18 protein-coding genes and 1 pseudogene are annotated in these 15,958 nt (G+C 29.9%); 7 read left to right on the top strand and 12 right to left on the bottom strand.

The features are described 5' to 3' along the window. Positions 1-17: 17 nt before the first annotated feature. The 4 genes from CDLVIII_RS09710 to CDLVIII_RS09695 all read right to left on the bottom strand — a co-directional run bounded on the left by CDLVIII_RS09710 (position 18) and on the right by CDLVIII_RS09695 (position 3,604). Complete coding sequence (locus tag CDLVIII_RS09710; RefSeq protein WP_009169276.1) at positions 18-1,412, bottom strand: HAMP domain-containing sensor histidine kinase; 1,395 nt, start codon at positions 1,410-1,412, stop codon at positions 18-20. Further along, positions 1,409-2,125, bottom strand: coding sequence for a response regulator transcription factor (locus tag CDLVIII_RS09705; protein ID WP_035302189.1), 717 nt, complete (start codon positions 2,123-2,125; stop codon positions 1,409-1,411). The genes CDLVIII_RS09710 and CDLVIII_RS09705 overlap by 4 nt, the downstream gene beginning before the upstream one ends. A gap of 120 nt (positions 2,126-2,245) precedes the next feature. After that, a complete protein-coding gene (locus CDLVIII_RS09700) occupies positions 2,246-2,491 on the bottom strand; it encodes an SHOCT domain-containing protein (protein ID WP_009169274.1) in 246 nt (81 codons plus the stop codon). A gap of 90 nt (positions 2,492-2,581) precedes the next feature. Further along, positions 2,582-3,604: a DUF1646 family protein gene (locus CDLVIII_RS09695; RefSeq protein ID WP_035302186.1), complete on the bottom strand. Its 1,023-nt coding sequence runs from the start codon at positions 3,602-3,604 to the stop codon at positions 2,582-2,584. 416 nt (positions 3,605-4,020) lie between these two features. On the opposite strand from CDLVIII_RS09695, the gene CDLVIII_RS09690 reads away from it, so the two are divergent. Then, positions 4,021-4,719 (top strand): DUF421 domain-containing protein, encoded by a 699-nt coding sequence (locus CDLVIII_RS09690; RefSeq protein WP_009169272.1) that lies wholly within the window; start codon positions 4,021-4,023, stop codon positions 4,717-4,719. Positions 4,720-4,831: 112 nt separating this feature from the next. Here CDLVIII_RS09690 and CDLVIII_RS09685 read toward each other — a convergent pair whose 3' ends face one another. Then, positions 4,832-5,026, bottom strand: a complete 195-nt coding sequence (locus tag CDLVIII_RS09685) for a hypothetical protein (protein ID WP_009168857.1) — start codon at positions 5,024-5,026, stop codon at positions 4,832-4,834. A gap of 207 nt (positions 5,027-5,233) precedes the next feature. On the opposite strand from CDLVIII_RS09685, the gene CDLVIII_RS09680 reads away from it, so the two are divergent. Then, complete coding sequence (locus CDLVIII_RS09680) at positions 5,234-5,992, top strand: IS630 family transposase (RefSeq protein WP_035301713.1); 759 nt, start codon at positions 5,234-5,236, stop codon at positions 5,990-5,992. A gap of 330 nt (positions 5,993-6,322) precedes the next feature. On the opposite strand, the gene CDLVIII_RS31900 is transcribed toward CDLVIII_RS09680, so the two are convergent. From CDLVIII_RS31900 to CDLVIII_RS31175, 3 genes and pseudogenes are all read right to left on the bottom strand, one after another. Next, positions 6,323-6,553 carry a hypothetical protein gene (locus CDLVIII_RS31900; RefSeq protein ID WP_242836050.1) on the bottom strand — a complete coding sequence of 77 codons (231 nt, stop codon included), beginning with the start codon at positions 6,551-6,553 and terminating at the stop codon, positions 6,323-6,325. 21 nt (positions 6,554-6,574) lie between these two features. Next, positions 6,575-7,449 (bottom strand): annotated as a pseudogene (locus tag CDLVIII_RS09675) (transposase); the annotation flags it as partial. Between the two features lie 134 nt (positions 7,450-7,583). Further along, on the bottom strand, positions 7,584-7,751 hold the full coding sequence (locus CDLVIII_RS31175) for a hypothetical protein (protein WP_009169271.1): 168 nt from the start codon (positions 7,749-7,751) through the stop codon (positions 7,584-7,586). Between the two features lie 414 nt (positions 7,752-8,165). On the opposite strand from CDLVIII_RS31175, the gene CDLVIII_RS09670 reads away from it, so the two are divergent. Genes CDLVIII_RS09670 through CDLVIII_RS09660 form a run of 3 tightly spaced genes read left to right on the top strand, consistent with a single transcriptional unit; the run spans position 8,166 to position 10,464 of the window. Then, entirely contained in the window at positions 8,166-8,480 is a 315-nt protein-coding gene (locus CDLVIII_RS09670) for a hypothetical protein (RefSeq protein ID WP_009169270.1), read from the top strand. A gap of 35 nt (positions 8,481-8,515) precedes the next feature. Continuing rightward, positions 8,516-10,102 carry an ammonium transporter gene (locus CDLVIII_RS09665; RefSeq protein WP_009169269.1) on the top strand — a complete coding sequence of 529 codons (1,587 nt, stop codon included), beginning with the start codon at positions 8,516-8,518 and terminating at the stop codon, positions 10,100-10,102. Positions 10,103-10,125: 23 nt separating this feature from the next. Then, positions 10,126-10,464, top strand: a complete 339-nt coding sequence (locus CDLVIII_RS09660; protein WP_009169268.1) for a P-II family nitrogen regulator — start codon at positions 10,126-10,128, stop codon at positions 10,462-10,464. A 103-nt stretch (positions 10,465-10,567) separates the two neighbouring features. On the opposite strand, the gene CDLVIII_RS09655 is transcribed toward CDLVIII_RS09660, so the two are convergent. Next, positions 10,568-10,810 (bottom strand): hypothetical protein, encoded by a 243-nt coding sequence (locus CDLVIII_RS09655; protein ID WP_009169267.1) that lies wholly within the window; start codon positions 10,808-10,810, stop codon positions 10,568-10,570. A gap of 179 nt (positions 10,811-10,989) precedes the next feature. Between CDLVIII_RS09655 and CDLVIII_RS09650 the strand changes: the two genes are divergently transcribed. Beyond that, positions 10,990-11,763 carry an RNA polymerase sigma factor gene (locus CDLVIII_RS09650; RefSeq protein ID WP_009169266.1) on the top strand — a complete coding sequence of 258 codons (774 nt, stop codon included), beginning with the start codon at positions 10,990-10,992 and terminating at the stop codon, positions 11,761-11,763. A 107-nt stretch (positions 11,764-11,870) separates the two neighbouring features. Further along, positions 11,871-12,320: a DUF3795 domain-containing protein gene (locus tag CDLVIII_RS09645; RefSeq protein ID WP_009169265.1), complete on the top strand. Its 450-nt coding sequence runs from the start codon at positions 11,871-11,873 to the stop codon at positions 12,318-12,320. Positions 12,321-12,769: 449 nt separating this feature from the next. On the opposite strand, the gene CDLVIII_RS09640 is transcribed toward CDLVIII_RS09645, so the two are convergent. The 3 genes from CDLVIII_RS09640 to hcp all read right to left on the bottom strand — a co-directional run bounded on the left by CDLVIII_RS09640 (position 12,770) and on the right by hcp (position 15,756). Further along, the gene (locus CDLVIII_RS09640; protein ID WP_009169264.1) at positions 12,770-13,408 is read right to left on the bottom strand and encodes an MBL fold metallo-hydrolase; all 639 of its coding nucleotides are present in this window, start codon (positions 13,406-13,408) and stop codon (positions 12,770-12,772) included. 53 nt (positions 13,409-13,461) lie between these two features. Continuing rightward, positions 13,462-13,695, bottom strand: coding sequence for a DUF2249 domain-containing protein (locus tag CDLVIII_RS09635; RefSeq protein ID WP_009169263.1), 234 nt, complete (start codon positions 13,693-13,695; stop codon positions 13,462-13,464). Positions 13,696-14,052: 357 nt separating this feature from the next. Beyond that, the gene (gene hcp / locus CDLVIII_RS09630; RefSeq protein ID WP_009169262.1) at positions 14,053-15,756 is read right to left on the bottom strand and encodes a hydroxylamine reductase; all 1,704 of its coding nucleotides are present in this window, start codon (positions 15,754-15,756) and stop codon (positions 14,053-14,055) included. Between the last annotated feature and the right edge of the window lie 202 nt (positions 15,757-15,958).

Raw genomic sequence — 15,958 nt, 5'->3', positions numbered from 1 at the left:
ATTTCCATGAGTATAATTCAATTCACTTTTGGCAGTTCCACAGTAACTATAGTTCCTTTATCAGTTTCACTTTCTAAGTATACATTTCCACCATGCGCTTGAACAAAACTTTTTACAATAGTAAGTCCTATGCCTGACCCACCTGTATTTTTACTCCTAGATGAATCACTTCTATAAAATCGTTCAAATACGTAAGGTATATCCTTTTCAGGTATTCCAATACCATTATCAATAACCTTAATTACTATATTTTGCTTTTCATTCTTTAGTGCTACTGTTACTTTACCTTTTGCCTTTAGATATTTATAGGAATTTGTGATTAAATTATTCATAATCTGCTTAAATTTATCTACATCAACCACTGCAATGACATTTGGCTCTATGTCACCAGTTAACTCATATTCTGCTTTAATATAAAGCGGTTTATAAATATTCAAAATTTTCTCTAATTCCTCCGAAAGATTGGCTTTACTTCTATTTAAAACTATATTAGTCTGTTCAAGTTTTGCTAAATCTCTAAGATTATCTACCATTTTAGTCAGTCTTTCTATTTCCTCATAAAACACCTGGAATTTTTCATAAGTAGGTTCCCATATTCCATCCATAAAAGCTTCTACATGGGTTTTCAATGTAGTAAGCGGTGTTCTTAGTTCATGAGCCATATCAGAAGTTAATCTTTTCCTAAGCATCTCCTGACTATTTAAAGTTTCTGCAAGATAATTTATAGAATTAGATAGTTCAATTATTTCTTTAGTCTTTGTACTGCTCTTTACTCTAACATTTAAATTACCATTTCTAATTTCATTAGCAGTTTCAGTTATCGTAGATAAAGGTTTTGATATTTGCTTTGATATTATAAGGCTAATTACAATTCCAAATATTAAAGCTATTATAGCCGATATTACTAATGAATGATTTAAAGTACTTAGAAATGTTACTGATGCAGAAGATAAATAAGAATCTCCAAAATAACCAATAGTTATACTTCCATTCACCTTATCATTAACTTCTAATGGATATTCATTTTCAGTATATTCACCCATATTAATTCCTGAAGGATTCTTCATCATATGTCCCATCATATTATTCATCATATTATCATGCTGCAAATATGATTTTCCCGAAGAATAAATAGTATTATTATTTATATCTTTAATCTCAATATATAATTCTTGCAATTCTGCATATCTTTGAATTTCCTCAGTATTTATTTTAGAATCTCCTTTTTGACTACTGTATAAATCATCAATTGATTTAACTACATTTTCTATCTTTGTTTTATGTTCGTCTACCAAATATTCTTTAAATTTTTCTCCGACTGTATAATTAGATATTATGCTCGCCAAAATAATTGAACCTAAAACTGCTAGTATAAAGCCTAATGCTATTCTCTTAACTAATGATATTTTCATTTTTTTACCTCAGCAAAGTTGGGATTAAATTTATATCCCATTCCATATACCGTTACTATATATTCTGGTTCCTTAGGATTACTTTCTATTTTTTGGCGGATATTCTTAATATAAGTATCTACTGTCCGGTCAAAACCTTCATAATCTATTCCAAATGCCTTTTCAACTAACTCTTCTCTTGAAAATACTTTTTCTGGATTTGATAAAAAAACTATTAAAATCTTAAACTCATTTGCTGTCAAGTTCACGGCCTCATTTTGCTTTTTTACTATCATTTTTTTTATATTAACTTCTAGATCATTATTATTAAAAGATAATATATCTGCCATTGGAGCAAAATCCTTATATGATCTTCTAAGTAAAGCTCTAACTCTTACTACAAGCTCACGAACACTAAAAGGTTTAGTTAAATAATCATCAGCCCCTATAGATATTCCTTCTATTTTTTCATCTTCTTCTGCTTTTGCAGTAAGCATAATTATTGGTATGCTTGAGGTTGTTCTAATTCTCCTGCATACTTCTTCACCATCAAGCTTCGGAAGCATTAAATCTAAAACTATGAGATGAATAACTTCCTTATTATATACTTCTAATGCTTTTTCTCCATCCATTGCTGTAATCACATCAAAACCATCTCTTTCAAGATATGCCCTTACAACATTTACTATATTTGCTTCATCATCTACCACTAATATCTTAAATTTATTATTAATACTTATCACCTCCAACTTTGGTGCTTATATTATAATGTATGATTCAAAAAAAGACTAGGGTAAGTCTATAATAAATAACAACAACTCACTCTAATCTTAACCATACTTATTTTCATGTGCCTAATTCTTTTGTGAAAGAATTTCTTTCCTTTTTAAATATTCTTCCTGAGTCATCTCTCCATTAGCAAACTTTTCATTGAGTATCTTCATTGCACTATTAGATTTATTACTATAGCTCTTAAATAACTTTACAGCTAAAACTATTACCACAATAAATACTAGCATTCTAAAGCCCATTCCTAAGAACATTCCTCCATATCCTATATTGCTTACTGGTCCAAAACCACCATATCCACTGCAAAACATTGCTTAATTCCTCCTATATACATATTAATTACTCTTCCTGTAATAATTATATAAATGAAATGTGGAGGAATTGTGGAGAATATAGAATGTTTATATAAAGAATAAAATCATATAATATACTATCATTATTGCAAACCCAAGTGGAACCCCTAATTTAATCCATTCCCTGCTTTTGATTTTTAACTTTCCAGCTGAAATAATATTAGGTATATTTCCTGGAATCATCATTCCTCCACTAATCAATAAGCCCATTAATACTGCCTTAATTTGAATTAATGACATTTTATCGCTTACCTCTGCAGCTGCTAAAGTAGCATTATCTAACACTGCTGAAGACATATTAAACCAATATAAATAACCTGTATTAAGATGTATTATATAAGTATCAATTATTGGTTTAAAGCCTTGTCCAAGTAATTCTAATGCTATAACAAACAAAAAAATCTTTAGCGCTCTTACAAATATCACCATATTAGTTTCCTCTATAATAACTTCTTCATTACTTTCTTTCTCGTTCTTTTCTTCTTTCCCGTATATAGTTCCTATGAATCCAAGAATTAATATACCTGGTATGATATAAATTCCAAACTGGTTCAATAGATACCAGAAATCCACACCCAATTTAGAAATCACTGTTGTTGACAATGGTTCTCCTATAGGAGTTAATACTGCTCCAATTCCAATTGAAAAACATGCAACTATATCAAGACTTATCTTGTTCTCTCTACTTATTGGAAGTATGCTCACTATTTCTACTAGAAGAAGTGCTGCTATGATTGCAGTTATTATACTTGATAAAAGTCCTATAATGACTACTAGTAAAAATATAAAAATTCTTAATGGAATATACCTCAAAATATATGAAAGTATGCTCTTTATATGAACCGATAATATTTTAAATACAAATCCACCTATTAACACTGCTAAGGATATTATATACATAAATTTATTTTCAATAATATGAAGTAGAAATTCTCGACTTACAGAATTTGAAACAATGGCTGCTACTATCCCTATCGTAAATAAAAAAATTTCAAGATTACTCTCCACCTTCTTTGATATGATTGGCAACACAAAAGTTATTCCCAATAGTAAAATTAATATATAAAGCATCTTCATCACTACCTTCCTATTTTCAAGTGACTTTAATCAACGTATGCTTTAATTACATAGCAACTCTTAAATTCAAAACAGAGCTATATAGAATACTTAGCAGCCTCGCAAAAATGGCAGGAAACTCAAATAAGAACTTCCCGCCTTGGAAACAAAATCATAAATCATTAAAATCGCTTTATACAAATAATACCATATAATTTATGCTAATTCAATTTTAATTTCATGCTCTTTCCAATTACTTACTTTGCTCAATACTTTCTGTTCTAATCCAATAGGCAAACCTTATAGAATAAATTTTGGTACCAATGTTCATAATTTATCTTTTACACACTCTCACTCTCTTATTTTCCAAAAAAGAATAAATTAAGCAGCTCGCGGGCAAGATATTTCCATAAATTCAGGAGGTTAAAACAATGAATCTAGCAAATATAAATATACCCTACTTATTAACTAGGATAACTTTAATATTTTTAGTATTGTTAATCTTAACACGAATATTAGGTAAAAAACAAATGAGCCATTTAACATTTTTTAACTACATTACTGGAATTACAATTGGTTCTATTTCAGCTAATATGATTCATGAATTAGATGAATCCTTCATAGAGGATTTAATAAGCTTGATTTGGTGGTGCATCTTAACTCTTTTACTTGAATATATTGGATTAAAATTCGGAAAATTAAGGCAATTAATTGATGGTCAGCCAACCATATTAATAAAGAAAGGTAAGATAATTAAAGACGAATTAAAAGCAAATCGTGTTAATATAGATGATCTATCCATGATGCTCAGAAAACAAAATATTTTTTCTATCAAAGAAGTAGAATATGCAATATTGGAGCCTATAGGCAATTTAAGTATAATGAAAAAGCCTCAAGAACAACAAATAACTAAATCTGATATGAGTATTCCATTATCTACTTTAAAATACCTGCCATCTGAAATTATTGTTGATGGTAAGATAATCCAGGCTAATTTAAAAGAATTAAACTTAAGTGAAACTTGGCTAGAAGCTGAACTAAAAAGACAAAATATATCTTCTATAAAAGATATATTCTATGCTGAAATCCAAAGTGATGGCACGCTTTTTATAGACAAAAACTACTCCTGATTACTTTATAATTTTATATAGAACAAAAGTGTCTGCGACACGCTCCTTCGGAGAAATTATTAATAGTTAAATTAAAAACCATAGAGATTGCTGTTCCTCTATGGTTTTCTTCTTATAGTTTATAACTTTTGCCATATACCCCATTGTATTCTTTAGGTCTCATAACTCCACCACATTTTTCGCATGAAAAACAAGGCGGTTCATCTATATTACTTTGATCCATCTCATCAAAGTATTCTACAACCTCCCTAGGTATATTTTCTGTTATTCCACAATTTAAACATTTATATGGTATTATATCTTTCACTTAACATCCCTCCAACTATGTTGTTGTCGGCTTTATTTTACCATATAGTACTCCTTTTGCAATTGCATATATTTCCAGGATGTTTTCTAATTTTTCTTTCCCTTCACTTATAAATTTATCTTTATATAAATTTTAATTACAGGTTGCTATTTAAATTTCTCATATATGGACATACTAAAATATCAAATATTTAAGCAGGAGGTCCATATGAGAAAAAGATTAACTGTTAATACAAAGCATGCATCTTATGAAACTATAAAAGCGCTATATAAAAGTGAGAAAAATCCAAAAATTAAAACTAGATTATTAACTATATTGCATTTATTTGAAGGAAAATCTAGTGTTGAAATTTCTCTTCTTTTAAAACAATCTGATGCTACGATTAGAACGACTATTCATCGATATAATAAATTTGGATTAGAAGGCTTGAAAGACTTAGAGCACGCCCCAAAGAAAACAATTTTAACATCAGATGAACTTGCTATTGTTGATAATATTTTAAAAGAATCCCCCTATAATTCCGGTCTCAATTATAATAATTGGACTGGTGAACTTCTTGTAAATTGGGTAAGTTTAAACTTCAATAAAAAAATTTCACTTGGTACAGCTTATAATATATTTTCTAGACTTAACTACTCAAAAACTAGAGCTAAAAGATTAAGTAATAAAATTGATAAAGAAACTTTAACTAATTTTAGAGAAAAACTATCGAATTTGATAATATCAAAAGACGAAAATACTGTGATTCTCTATGAAGATGAAGCTATTATAACATCAGAGCCGTCTGCGACTGCCGTTTGGACTAAAGTCGGAGTTCAGCCTATAGTTAAAACTTTACCAGGTGGCACAAGAAAAAGAGCTGTTATATTTGGTGCTACTAACCCTGAGACCGGTGATCTTATCTATAAGATTTCTGATAAAGGAAATTCAGATAATTTTAAGTCTTTTTTAAAATACGGTCTCTGAAAATTATCAAAATAAAAAGGTTATATTCATCGCGGACAATGCTAGATATCATCATTTTAAAGGTATAGATGATTTCTTAGAAGGTATAGAAAATATTTCTTTTTTATACCTTCCACCATATTGTTCTGAGTTAAATGCAATTGAGCACCTTTGGAAAAACTTACGCCAAGCTGTAATTCATAATACTGTATTTGAAGTTTTTTCTCAGTTAATTCAACAAATTAAGTCACATTTAGATGCATTAAATTTGGACAAGGGTAAACTAAAAAAGCTTTGTTATTTTATACAGTAGGTTTACCCCGTATGATATTAGCAGTTAGTTATTAAAATTTATATAAAATATTCTCGCATCGAGCCGTATCGTGGATACACTATATCATTAAATCTCATCTTACCACCACATTTAGAACATTTGCATGGATCTACCCCAAAAGACGCAAGAATTCGATATTCCCACTTTTCTATTGATTTCTTAATTTGTATTATTTTCTTATCTATCATCTTGATAAATTGATCTTTATCCTTACATCTCCTCGAATACAGTCCAAAATATCTCACCATTTTAAAATTCTTGTCTGGTATATGTATTATAACTTTTTTATAAACTCAAAGACTGACACTTTCTCTATTATTTCTTTATTGTCTTCATGTCTTTTATATTTAAATGTTACACTTTCACCATCATACGCAATTATTCTTGATTCTGCTATCGCAGGTCGTCCAACATATCTTCCAATATATTTTGCAGCTATCTTTGCTGATTTTATTTCATTTTTAGCATGAACATAAAATCCATCTTTATTATTTTTATATATTTTGTTCTTTAATCGTCTAAAACTATCTTTATTTCCTTCTCTTTTTATTATTTCATCTAATAATATTTTTTGCCATCTCTTTCTTAATGCTTCATACGAAAAATATTTAAAATTTCTCCAGGTAGTTAGCTTACCCTTTCCACCTTCTGTAACCATCATGTGGACGTGGGGATTCCACTTTAAATCTCGTCCAAAAGTATGTATAACTGCTATAATTCCAGGTATAAATTCTTCTTTTTTATTTTGCTTATACATCCAACTCGTAACAGCTTTAGCTGCACATTGCGGAAGTAACTTCAGCCTATCTCTTTCTCTTCCGAAGTAATTTCTAAGTTCCTCTGGTATTGTAAATACCATATGTCTATGCTTTACATTTATTAATTTTCCCAGCATTCCATTAACCCAATTATCAACATAAACCTTTCCACATGATGTACAAAATCTACTTTTACAAGTGAACCCAACTTTCTTTATTTCGCCACATTCCTTACATTTTAATTCAATATAACCATTACTTATATCCTTGCATTTCATAACTTTTTTTACTTCTGCAATAACACTAGGTCTAATTCTGTTTTTATATCTTTTATAAAATTCATTCCAATTTTCCTCTAATATTCTTCTTAATTTACTCTTAATCATTTCATCAATTTACCACATATATTTTTCTAATGCAAGTCTACGCCGCGCTTTCAGCGAGCGCGATTTTTATACTTTCCTATACAATAAAAAAGAGGTCGATTAAACCTTAAAATCTAATCAACCTCTAAAAATAACTATTTAGCTTGCAAAAACATCTCATAATTTTCTATTTTATCCTCCTTATTTGTTTTCTTTAACCAGCTATTATATTTAGAAATAGCTTCTTCAACAGTTTTTAATTTTAATTCATTCTTTTTTTTCTTAGATTCTGCATAAATATTAATCTTTATTATATTTCCCATTCTCTCACCTTCTTTCATACATCTAATAATACAACGAAATTGTTAAATTTTATAGCGAAAAATCTTAAAAAAAAGTAAAAAATATAACCTTAAGTTTTTTATCTCTTAACTTTAATTCTTTAATTGAAATATAATTGTAAACCAATAAATATTATAGTAAATTAATTTTTTTAACGGAAAAAGGCTTGTTAATTTTTTCTAAATTTGACTTGACTTTTTACACTAGCATATCTATAATAAAATTAATATAACAATTATTGGCAAAGTAGTCTAATATTTATAAATATTAGACTACTTTTCTTTTTTAATGGGATATCTCCCCAGACAAAGGAGTCAAAGCTTGGTTAAGCTTGACTCCTTTTTTGCTGTTAAAAATTTCATCAAAAAACATTCCAATGAAAGGAGGTATTAAAAATGAAAAAGCAAAACGCACTTTGCTCTCCAGACAGATCAAAGAAAATACTCATTAATTTCCTTTTTATAGCTGATATGATAATTATCTTTTTAGGCATATTTTTTAGCATTTTCAGTCTAGTTAATGATATTCACTTTAAAGTTTTAAGTTCTTTAATACCAGGTACAGTATTTGGCTTACTGGTTTTATATTTAGGAATAAGATATTACTTTTCAGTTACTAAATTGAAAGAGGAACTGCTTAAATCTTCATCAAAATTTTCATGGAATAATTTTAAAAGAAAAAAAGAAAAGAAATTTATCTATAAGAAATAATATTAATTTTATATATTTTTTAAGGAGGAAAATTTATGAAAAAATCATTTAAATTAGCTGCAATTATATTATTCTTGGGCGCTTTGGCTGTAACCTTAGTTTTAGCACTTTCACCAGCTGGAGGTTCCGATCCTACTGGAGCTTCTTATGTTGCAGCAACAGGGAACGAAACTCTTAGCGATGTTGCAACAGTTGCTAATAAAGGTTATTATGGTGCAAACTTTACATGGGTCATGATAACCGGATTTATGGTTTTCTTCTTCCAATGCGGATTTGCAATGGTTGAAACAGGATTTTGCCGTGGTAAAAATGCTGCACACACTATGACTATGAACTTTATGGTATTTTTAGTTGGTGCAGTTGGATACTTCTTAACAGGATTTGCTATTCAATTTGGCGGTTCTGGTGGAGCTGCAGGTCTTGGCACTGGTGGAGCCGCTTTAGGCTCAATGCTTTCAATACCCGGCCTTGGCGGTATTATGGGGTATAACGGCTTTTTCTTATCTGGTTTTGGTGTTTACGATCCAGGAATTTATGCATTATTCTTTTTCCAAATGGTGTTCATGGATACTACCGTTACAATACCAACTGGTGCTATGGCTGAAAGAGTAAAATATTCTGCTATTGTCATTTTATCTTTCTTTATTTCAATGTTCCTATATCCTTTCTTCGGAAATTGGGTATGGGGCGGCGGTTGGCTTGCAACTCTTGGTCAAAATTTTGGACTTGGTCATGGAGTTGTTGATTTTGCTGGTTCTGGTGTTGTTCACTCAATGGGTGGTATGCTTGCTTTAGCAGGAGCTATTGTTATCGGACCTAGAATTGGTAAATTTAAAAAAGATGGGACCTCAAGACCTTTCCCTGGACATGATATACCAATGGCTATTATAGGTACTATTGTCTTATTCTTCTGCTGGTTTTCATTCAATGCCGGTTCAACATTAAACGCTTCTGATTTCAGGTTATCTGTAGTCGCTACAAACACAATGATAGCTGGTGCAATAGGCGGACTTGTTGCTATGTTTTATATGTGGGTTAAATACGGCAAACCAGATCCATCAATGACTGCCAATGGTGCCCTTGCTGGATTGGTTGCAATAACTGCCCCTTGTGCATTTGTAAGCGCTCCTTCTGCCTTCTTTATAGGTGGGATTGCAGGATTACTTGTCTGTCTAGCAGTAGCCTTTGTAGAAAATAAATTAAGGCTTGATGATCCAGTTGGAGCAATTTCTGTTCACTGTGTTAATGGCCTTTGGGGAATTCTTTCCTTAGGACTATTTGCTGATGGTTCTTATGGTGATGGTTTAAATGGTGTTTCAGGAGGAGTAACAGGCTTATTCTTTGGTGATCCTTCTCAATTTGCAGCTCAATTAATAGCAGTAATTGTATTATTTGTCTGGGGATTTGGAGTTTCGTATATTTTCCTAAGAATTGTCGATAAAGTTTGGGGCATTAGAGTTACACCTGAAGCTGAGTTAAACGGCTTAGATATTCCTGAAATGGGCGTTTCTGGATACCCAGATCTACAATTAGTAAAATCTCCTGAACTTGATTATAATTCACCAGATAATGCTGAAATAAAACAAATCTTAAGGTTTAAACAAGATACTCAATCAATATAATATAGTGAAAGAGAGGTAATGGTATGAAAAAATTAGAGATTGTTATTAACAGTGAAAAATTAGAAGATTTAAAAAAAATTCTACACGACTGTAATGCAACTGGTGTAATGATTTCAAATATTATGGGATACGGTAATCAAAAAGGATATAAAACAATTTACAGAGGTACCGAATATAAGGTAAATCTGTTACCTAAAGTTAAAGTAGAAACAGTTGTAGCACCAGATGTTGCTGAAATTATAATAGATAAAGTTCTAAAAGAAATCAGTACAGGTAATTATGGAGACGGAAAGATTTTTATTTATGATGCTGAAGATGTTGTAAGAATTCGTACTGGTGAGCGTGGAAAAGACGCTTTATAAATTTTATAAATCTAAAAATGGGCTGTTGCACTAAAAAATGCGGCAGCCTATTTCTACTTAAGCATATAATATAATGTTACGTATAAGATCCAATATTTTCAGCTTATTTTAATTGAACTTTTAGTTCCTTGTATCTTTTAAGTGAATCTTCAGCTTCTTTAATCCATTGTTTCTTAATTTGGTTTGCCAATTCTTCCAAAAGTTTTTGTCTGTTTGCAACATGATACCTATTAAATTGAATTACTTTTCCCTCTTCAATTTTTTTAGCTGCAGTAACATTTAAATGTCCTTTAAAAGGTCTTATTTCTAAAACACCATGCATTTTATCACTCGACAGCATGTACATAAATCCTCACTCCTTTTTTGTGAATTATAATTTTCTATTCAAATCATTTCCATAATCAACATATCTTATACATTTCTCATTAAATTTCTTTAACCTTTAAATTAAGTGTAAATCTTCCATTAAATCGAAATATTTTTTATAATATTGTTAATGAGAGATTTTAAGAATGGAGAATATTAATGGATATTGAAATATTAATGAATACGTATGGAACTTATATCTATAACTATGCCTTAAAATTATCCTGCCATCCATCAGTTGCAGAAGATTTAACCCAGGAAACCTTTATTAACGCCTGGCAGAAACTAAATAGTTTAGAAGATCAGACTGCTATTAAAGCTTGGCTTAGAAAAATATGTTTTAATAATTTCTTAATGCTAGAAAGAAAGAATAAAAATACTGATGAGTTACTTTATGATGATGTATCACTCTTAGAAAGGGAAGGACTCCTGCTTACAAATAATCCTCCAAAGCCTGAAGATGAAGTAATTGTTGAAGAGGCCATTCAAGCTCTTCAAAATGGCTGCTTTCTCGCAATGGTAAGACGCCTGACTCTACATCAACGGATAGCTTTTTCTTTAATTGATATGTTTGGATTATCTTTAGATGAAGTATCAACTGTAATTGGTATTTCAAAAAATGCGACAAAAGGACTTCTTTATCGTGCCCATATGAATTTAGATTCGTTTTTTCATAATCACTGCAATCTTTTAGATGTTAATAATCCTTGCAGCTGTAAGGCTTGGATTGAATTCTCTAAAACAAGATCAGATTTACAAAAAAGAGCAAACAAGCATAATTTGATTGAAAAATTGGATTTCACAAAATCCAACTATACCTTTAACATAGAAGTTAGAAATAAAATAAATTTCTTATATAAAAATATGCCAGATAAAAAACCTCCTAAGGAATGGTATGAAAGAGTTGTTAAAATAGTAAATGAAATGTATTAAAAAACAAATAATTTTTTATTAAAGCGTGACTTTCCTCTTTTTACTGCATCTATATAAGTGAAAGAACAAAATCGCAAATTTTGATTCTCATTTAAGGAGGAATTTTTATGAATAACTATGATCAAGCTGTAAAAGACTTAGCCCCTTGTGGAAATGACTGTTTAAGATGCGTATATTATGAAAAAAGTAAAGTAGTGCTATTAAGTAAGGAACTAAATGAAAACTTAATAAACTTTGAAAAAATGGCTGAGAAAATAAAAGATTTTATGCCTATATTCAATTATTACGAGCAATTTTCAGCTATTTTAAAACACTTTTCAAGCGGTAATTGTCCCGGATGTCGTTACAGTGATAAACCAAAATGTCAGTGTAGCATAAATACTTGTCATAAGAATGAAAATATAAATTTTTGTTTTGAATGTTCTAAATATCCCTGCGCTCCTACAACATATAATGAAGAATTAACTAAAACATGGAAAGAGAATAACGATGCTATGAAAAAAATTGGTGCTTATAATTTCTATCTTACACAAAAAGAGCAGCCAAGATATAAATAGCATGAATTTATAGATATCCAGCTTTAAAATTAAACTTATGTGGTGATTAACCGAAATTACATACATATTTATTCCAGCGGACTTATGAAATTTCTGGTATTGCACACACAAGAGTTTAACAATTATAGATAATTATCTCATAGATAAGTCTAATTTATAACTTGCAACTGATATTTTAATAAATTATGAGCTGAGGAAGAAAAGCATGTAGGCTTTTCAGAAATATATTTCAGAAATCCCGCTGAGGGAAAAGTGAGAGTCCAAGTCTTGTATTTGGTTTCTCGAACTTTCTCTTTGAGCTTCATCCTTAACTCATAACTTATACTTCATAACTCATAACTGTGTGTAGTATAATCTAAAAATTACAAGTAATAAATCAAGTTCTTGATTTGTTCATCTATTCAAACTTTTAATTTTTATAAGTTAAATATTCAATGTAATTATTCTATCTACTTGGTTTTTAAACATATTCCATGTCCAGTAGCTACAAAATTGGGATTTAACTTTAGCAAAGCCTGTTGTAATTCTTTTAGCTTCTCTGAATCTGGCACCTGTTCTAGTTTAATATTATTTATTTCAGTATTCCAATCTGATTCTTTTACAGTACCTATTTCTTCTCCGAAACTAATCATTAAATCACTGCTAAAAAATATTCCACGATTATTTTCCATAACTAATAAACCATCCCAAAGATGCATTTCTGATGGATATCTAATAAATTCTAGTTCATAATCATTAGTGCGCAGTATCTCTGCTGGCTTTTTTACAATAACTTCAGCGTTTATTCCAAATCCATCTAACTGGCGAGCTGTAACCGCTGAGCATATTACCTTGGCTTTTGGAAACTCTTTTAATATTACAGACAATCCTCCACATTCGTCACTTTCAAAATGTGATACGAAAATGTATTTTAAATTTCTATCTCCAAGTACAACTTTTAATTCAGGCAGCATAATTTCTGCCTGCATAGCATTACCAGTATGAAATAAAATAGGATCCTCACCTAATAATAAATATTGATGAAACGAAAGATTAATCTGCTTAACATGTGTGCTAAATTGATGTAAGTCTTTAAAAATCATTGTCATATTTCATTCCTCTTTCCAATTAAATTATATTATATATACTTTATTTTCCTACTTTACTTCTTTGTAATTTCTATTCTCCAAAGCTCTGGTCCTTGCTCTAAGTATTCCCATTCAAATTGATTAGGACGTTCCACATTAAAATGATCATATAGTGGACGAGGATCATGATCATTTATAAGTTCCATTGTCTCCCCAACTTTTAATTTGTTAAAAGTATCAAAAATCGCTGGGCGTTTCTCCTTTGGTACATATATCCTTACATCAATAGTTTCAGTAATATTTTTCATATATAATTCCTCCTTAAATTAGAATCAAAATCTATGATTTTGTTCTTCTAAATTTACTTAGCATACAAATATGATTCGAGTTCCCTTATTTTTAATATTTATATAATTATTTCATTTTATTATATTGTATTGTACCCATTATATTATTTTTTTAATGTAATTTATTTCACATTAATTTACCTTTTAACATATATTCTTATATTCTTATATTCTTATATTCTTTACTTTCTTATTTATAAAACAAATCCCAACTACAATTAAGTAGTTAGGATTATATATAAATGAGATTTTGAGAGAGCTAATTTATTAATTAATCAATTGGTCAACTTTTTATTAGATTTATCAAGATAATATTTTTTATGCTTCCATGAACATCTTCATATCATCGTCAACATTTGTGATTCCACCAATTCCAAAGTTATCAACTAATACTTTAGCAACGTTTGGTGAAAGGAATGCTGGAAGTGTTGGTCCTAAGTGAATGTTCTTAACCCCTAAGTGTAATAATGATAATAGTACTATTACAGCTTTTTGTTCATACCAAGCTATGTTGTATGATATAGGTAATTCATTTACACTCTTTAAGCCAAATACTTCTTGAAGCTTAAGTGCTATAACAACTAATGAATATGAATCATTACATTGTCCTGCATCTAATACTCTTGGAATTCCTCCAATATCACCTAAATTTAATTTATTGTATTTATATTTAGCACAACCTGCAGTCAATATAACTGTATCTTGTGGTAACTTTTGTGCAAATTCTGCATAGTAATCTCTTGATTTTGCTCTACCATCACAGCCTGCCATTACAAAGAATCTCTTTATAGCGCCTGATTTAACAGCATCAACAACTTTATCAGCTAATGCTAAAACTTGATTATGAGCAAATCCACCAACTATTTGTCCTTTTTCTATTTCTGTAGGTGCTTTGCATTTCTTAGCCATTTCTATAACTTTAGAAAAATCTTTTGTTCCATCTGCCTTAGCTTCTATATGAGCACATCCTGGCATTCCTGTTGCACCTGTTGTAAATAATCTATTCTTGTAAGAATCCTTTGGAATAACTATACAGTTTGTAGTCATAAGGATTGGACCATTGAATTTTTCAAATTCTTCTTTTTGTTTCCACCATGCATTACCATAGTTTCCTGCAAAATGTGAATACTTCTTAAATTTTGGATAGTATTGTCCTGCAAGCATTTCTCCATGAGTATATACATCTACTCCTGTACTTTCTGTTTGCGCAAGTAACATTTCTAAATCTCTTAAATCATGTCCTGAAATTAATATTCCTGGGTTAGTTCTAACTCCAATATCAACAGTTGTTATTTCAGGATGTCCATAACTTTCAGTATTAGCTTTATCAAGTAATGCCATACCATCTACACCGAATTTACCTGCTTCAAGTGCAAGAGCAACATAGTCGTCAGCTGTTAAAGTATCATCTATTGTAGCTGCTAATGCTTTTGCCATAAATGCATGAACTTCTTCATTATTATATTTTAAATTCATTGCATGCTTCATATAAGCAGATAATCCTTTTAATCCGTAAGTTATAAGTTCTCTTAAGCTTCTTATATCTTCATTTTCTGTTGCAAGAACTCCAACTTTTTCAGCTTTAGCATCAAATTCTATAGTATTATCACCAGTCCAAGTTACAGCATCTGGTGCAATAACTTCTGTAGTTTGCCCTCCAAATATTTTCTTGAAGAACCCTCCACTTACTTTAACTTCTCCAACTTGTCCGCCAGCTTTAATAACTTTAGCTTTTAATTCTTCTCTTATTTTTAAAGTTTCTTTTACTCTATCTAAAATAGAATCTCTATCAAAATTAGCATTAGTAATTGTTGTAAATAGATTTTCTACTATAAATTTATCAACTTTAGAGTCTGTAACATTTACTTTTCTTCCTTCATTACTTACTATAGCTAGTCCTTTAGTTGCATATATTAATAAGTCTTGAGCTTTTGCTACATACTCATCCTTACCGCATACTCCTACTTTAGTACAGCCTTTGCATCCAGCTGTTTCTTGACATTGATAACAAAACATTGACATATTATGCCCTCCTATTTCTTTATATAAAATATTAATAATTTCTTTTTTAATTTCTTGCTTTTGACAATTTAGAGTTTACTATATTCCATTAATGATTTCTGTAACATCCGTTACTAATTTATAATTTTCTATAAAAATAAATAAGAGTTCTGATTCTTAATTTTCTGAATCAAAACTCTCTTATATAATCTAAAATCTCACT

The sequence above is a fragment of the Clostridium sp. DL-VIII genome (assembly GCF_000230835.1).
Classification (GTDB): domain Bacteria; phylum Bacillota; class Clostridia; order Clostridiales; family Clostridiaceae; genus Clostridium.
Note: the sequence above shows the minus strand (reverse complement) of the source record. Positions and strands in the feature narration are given on the sequence as shown.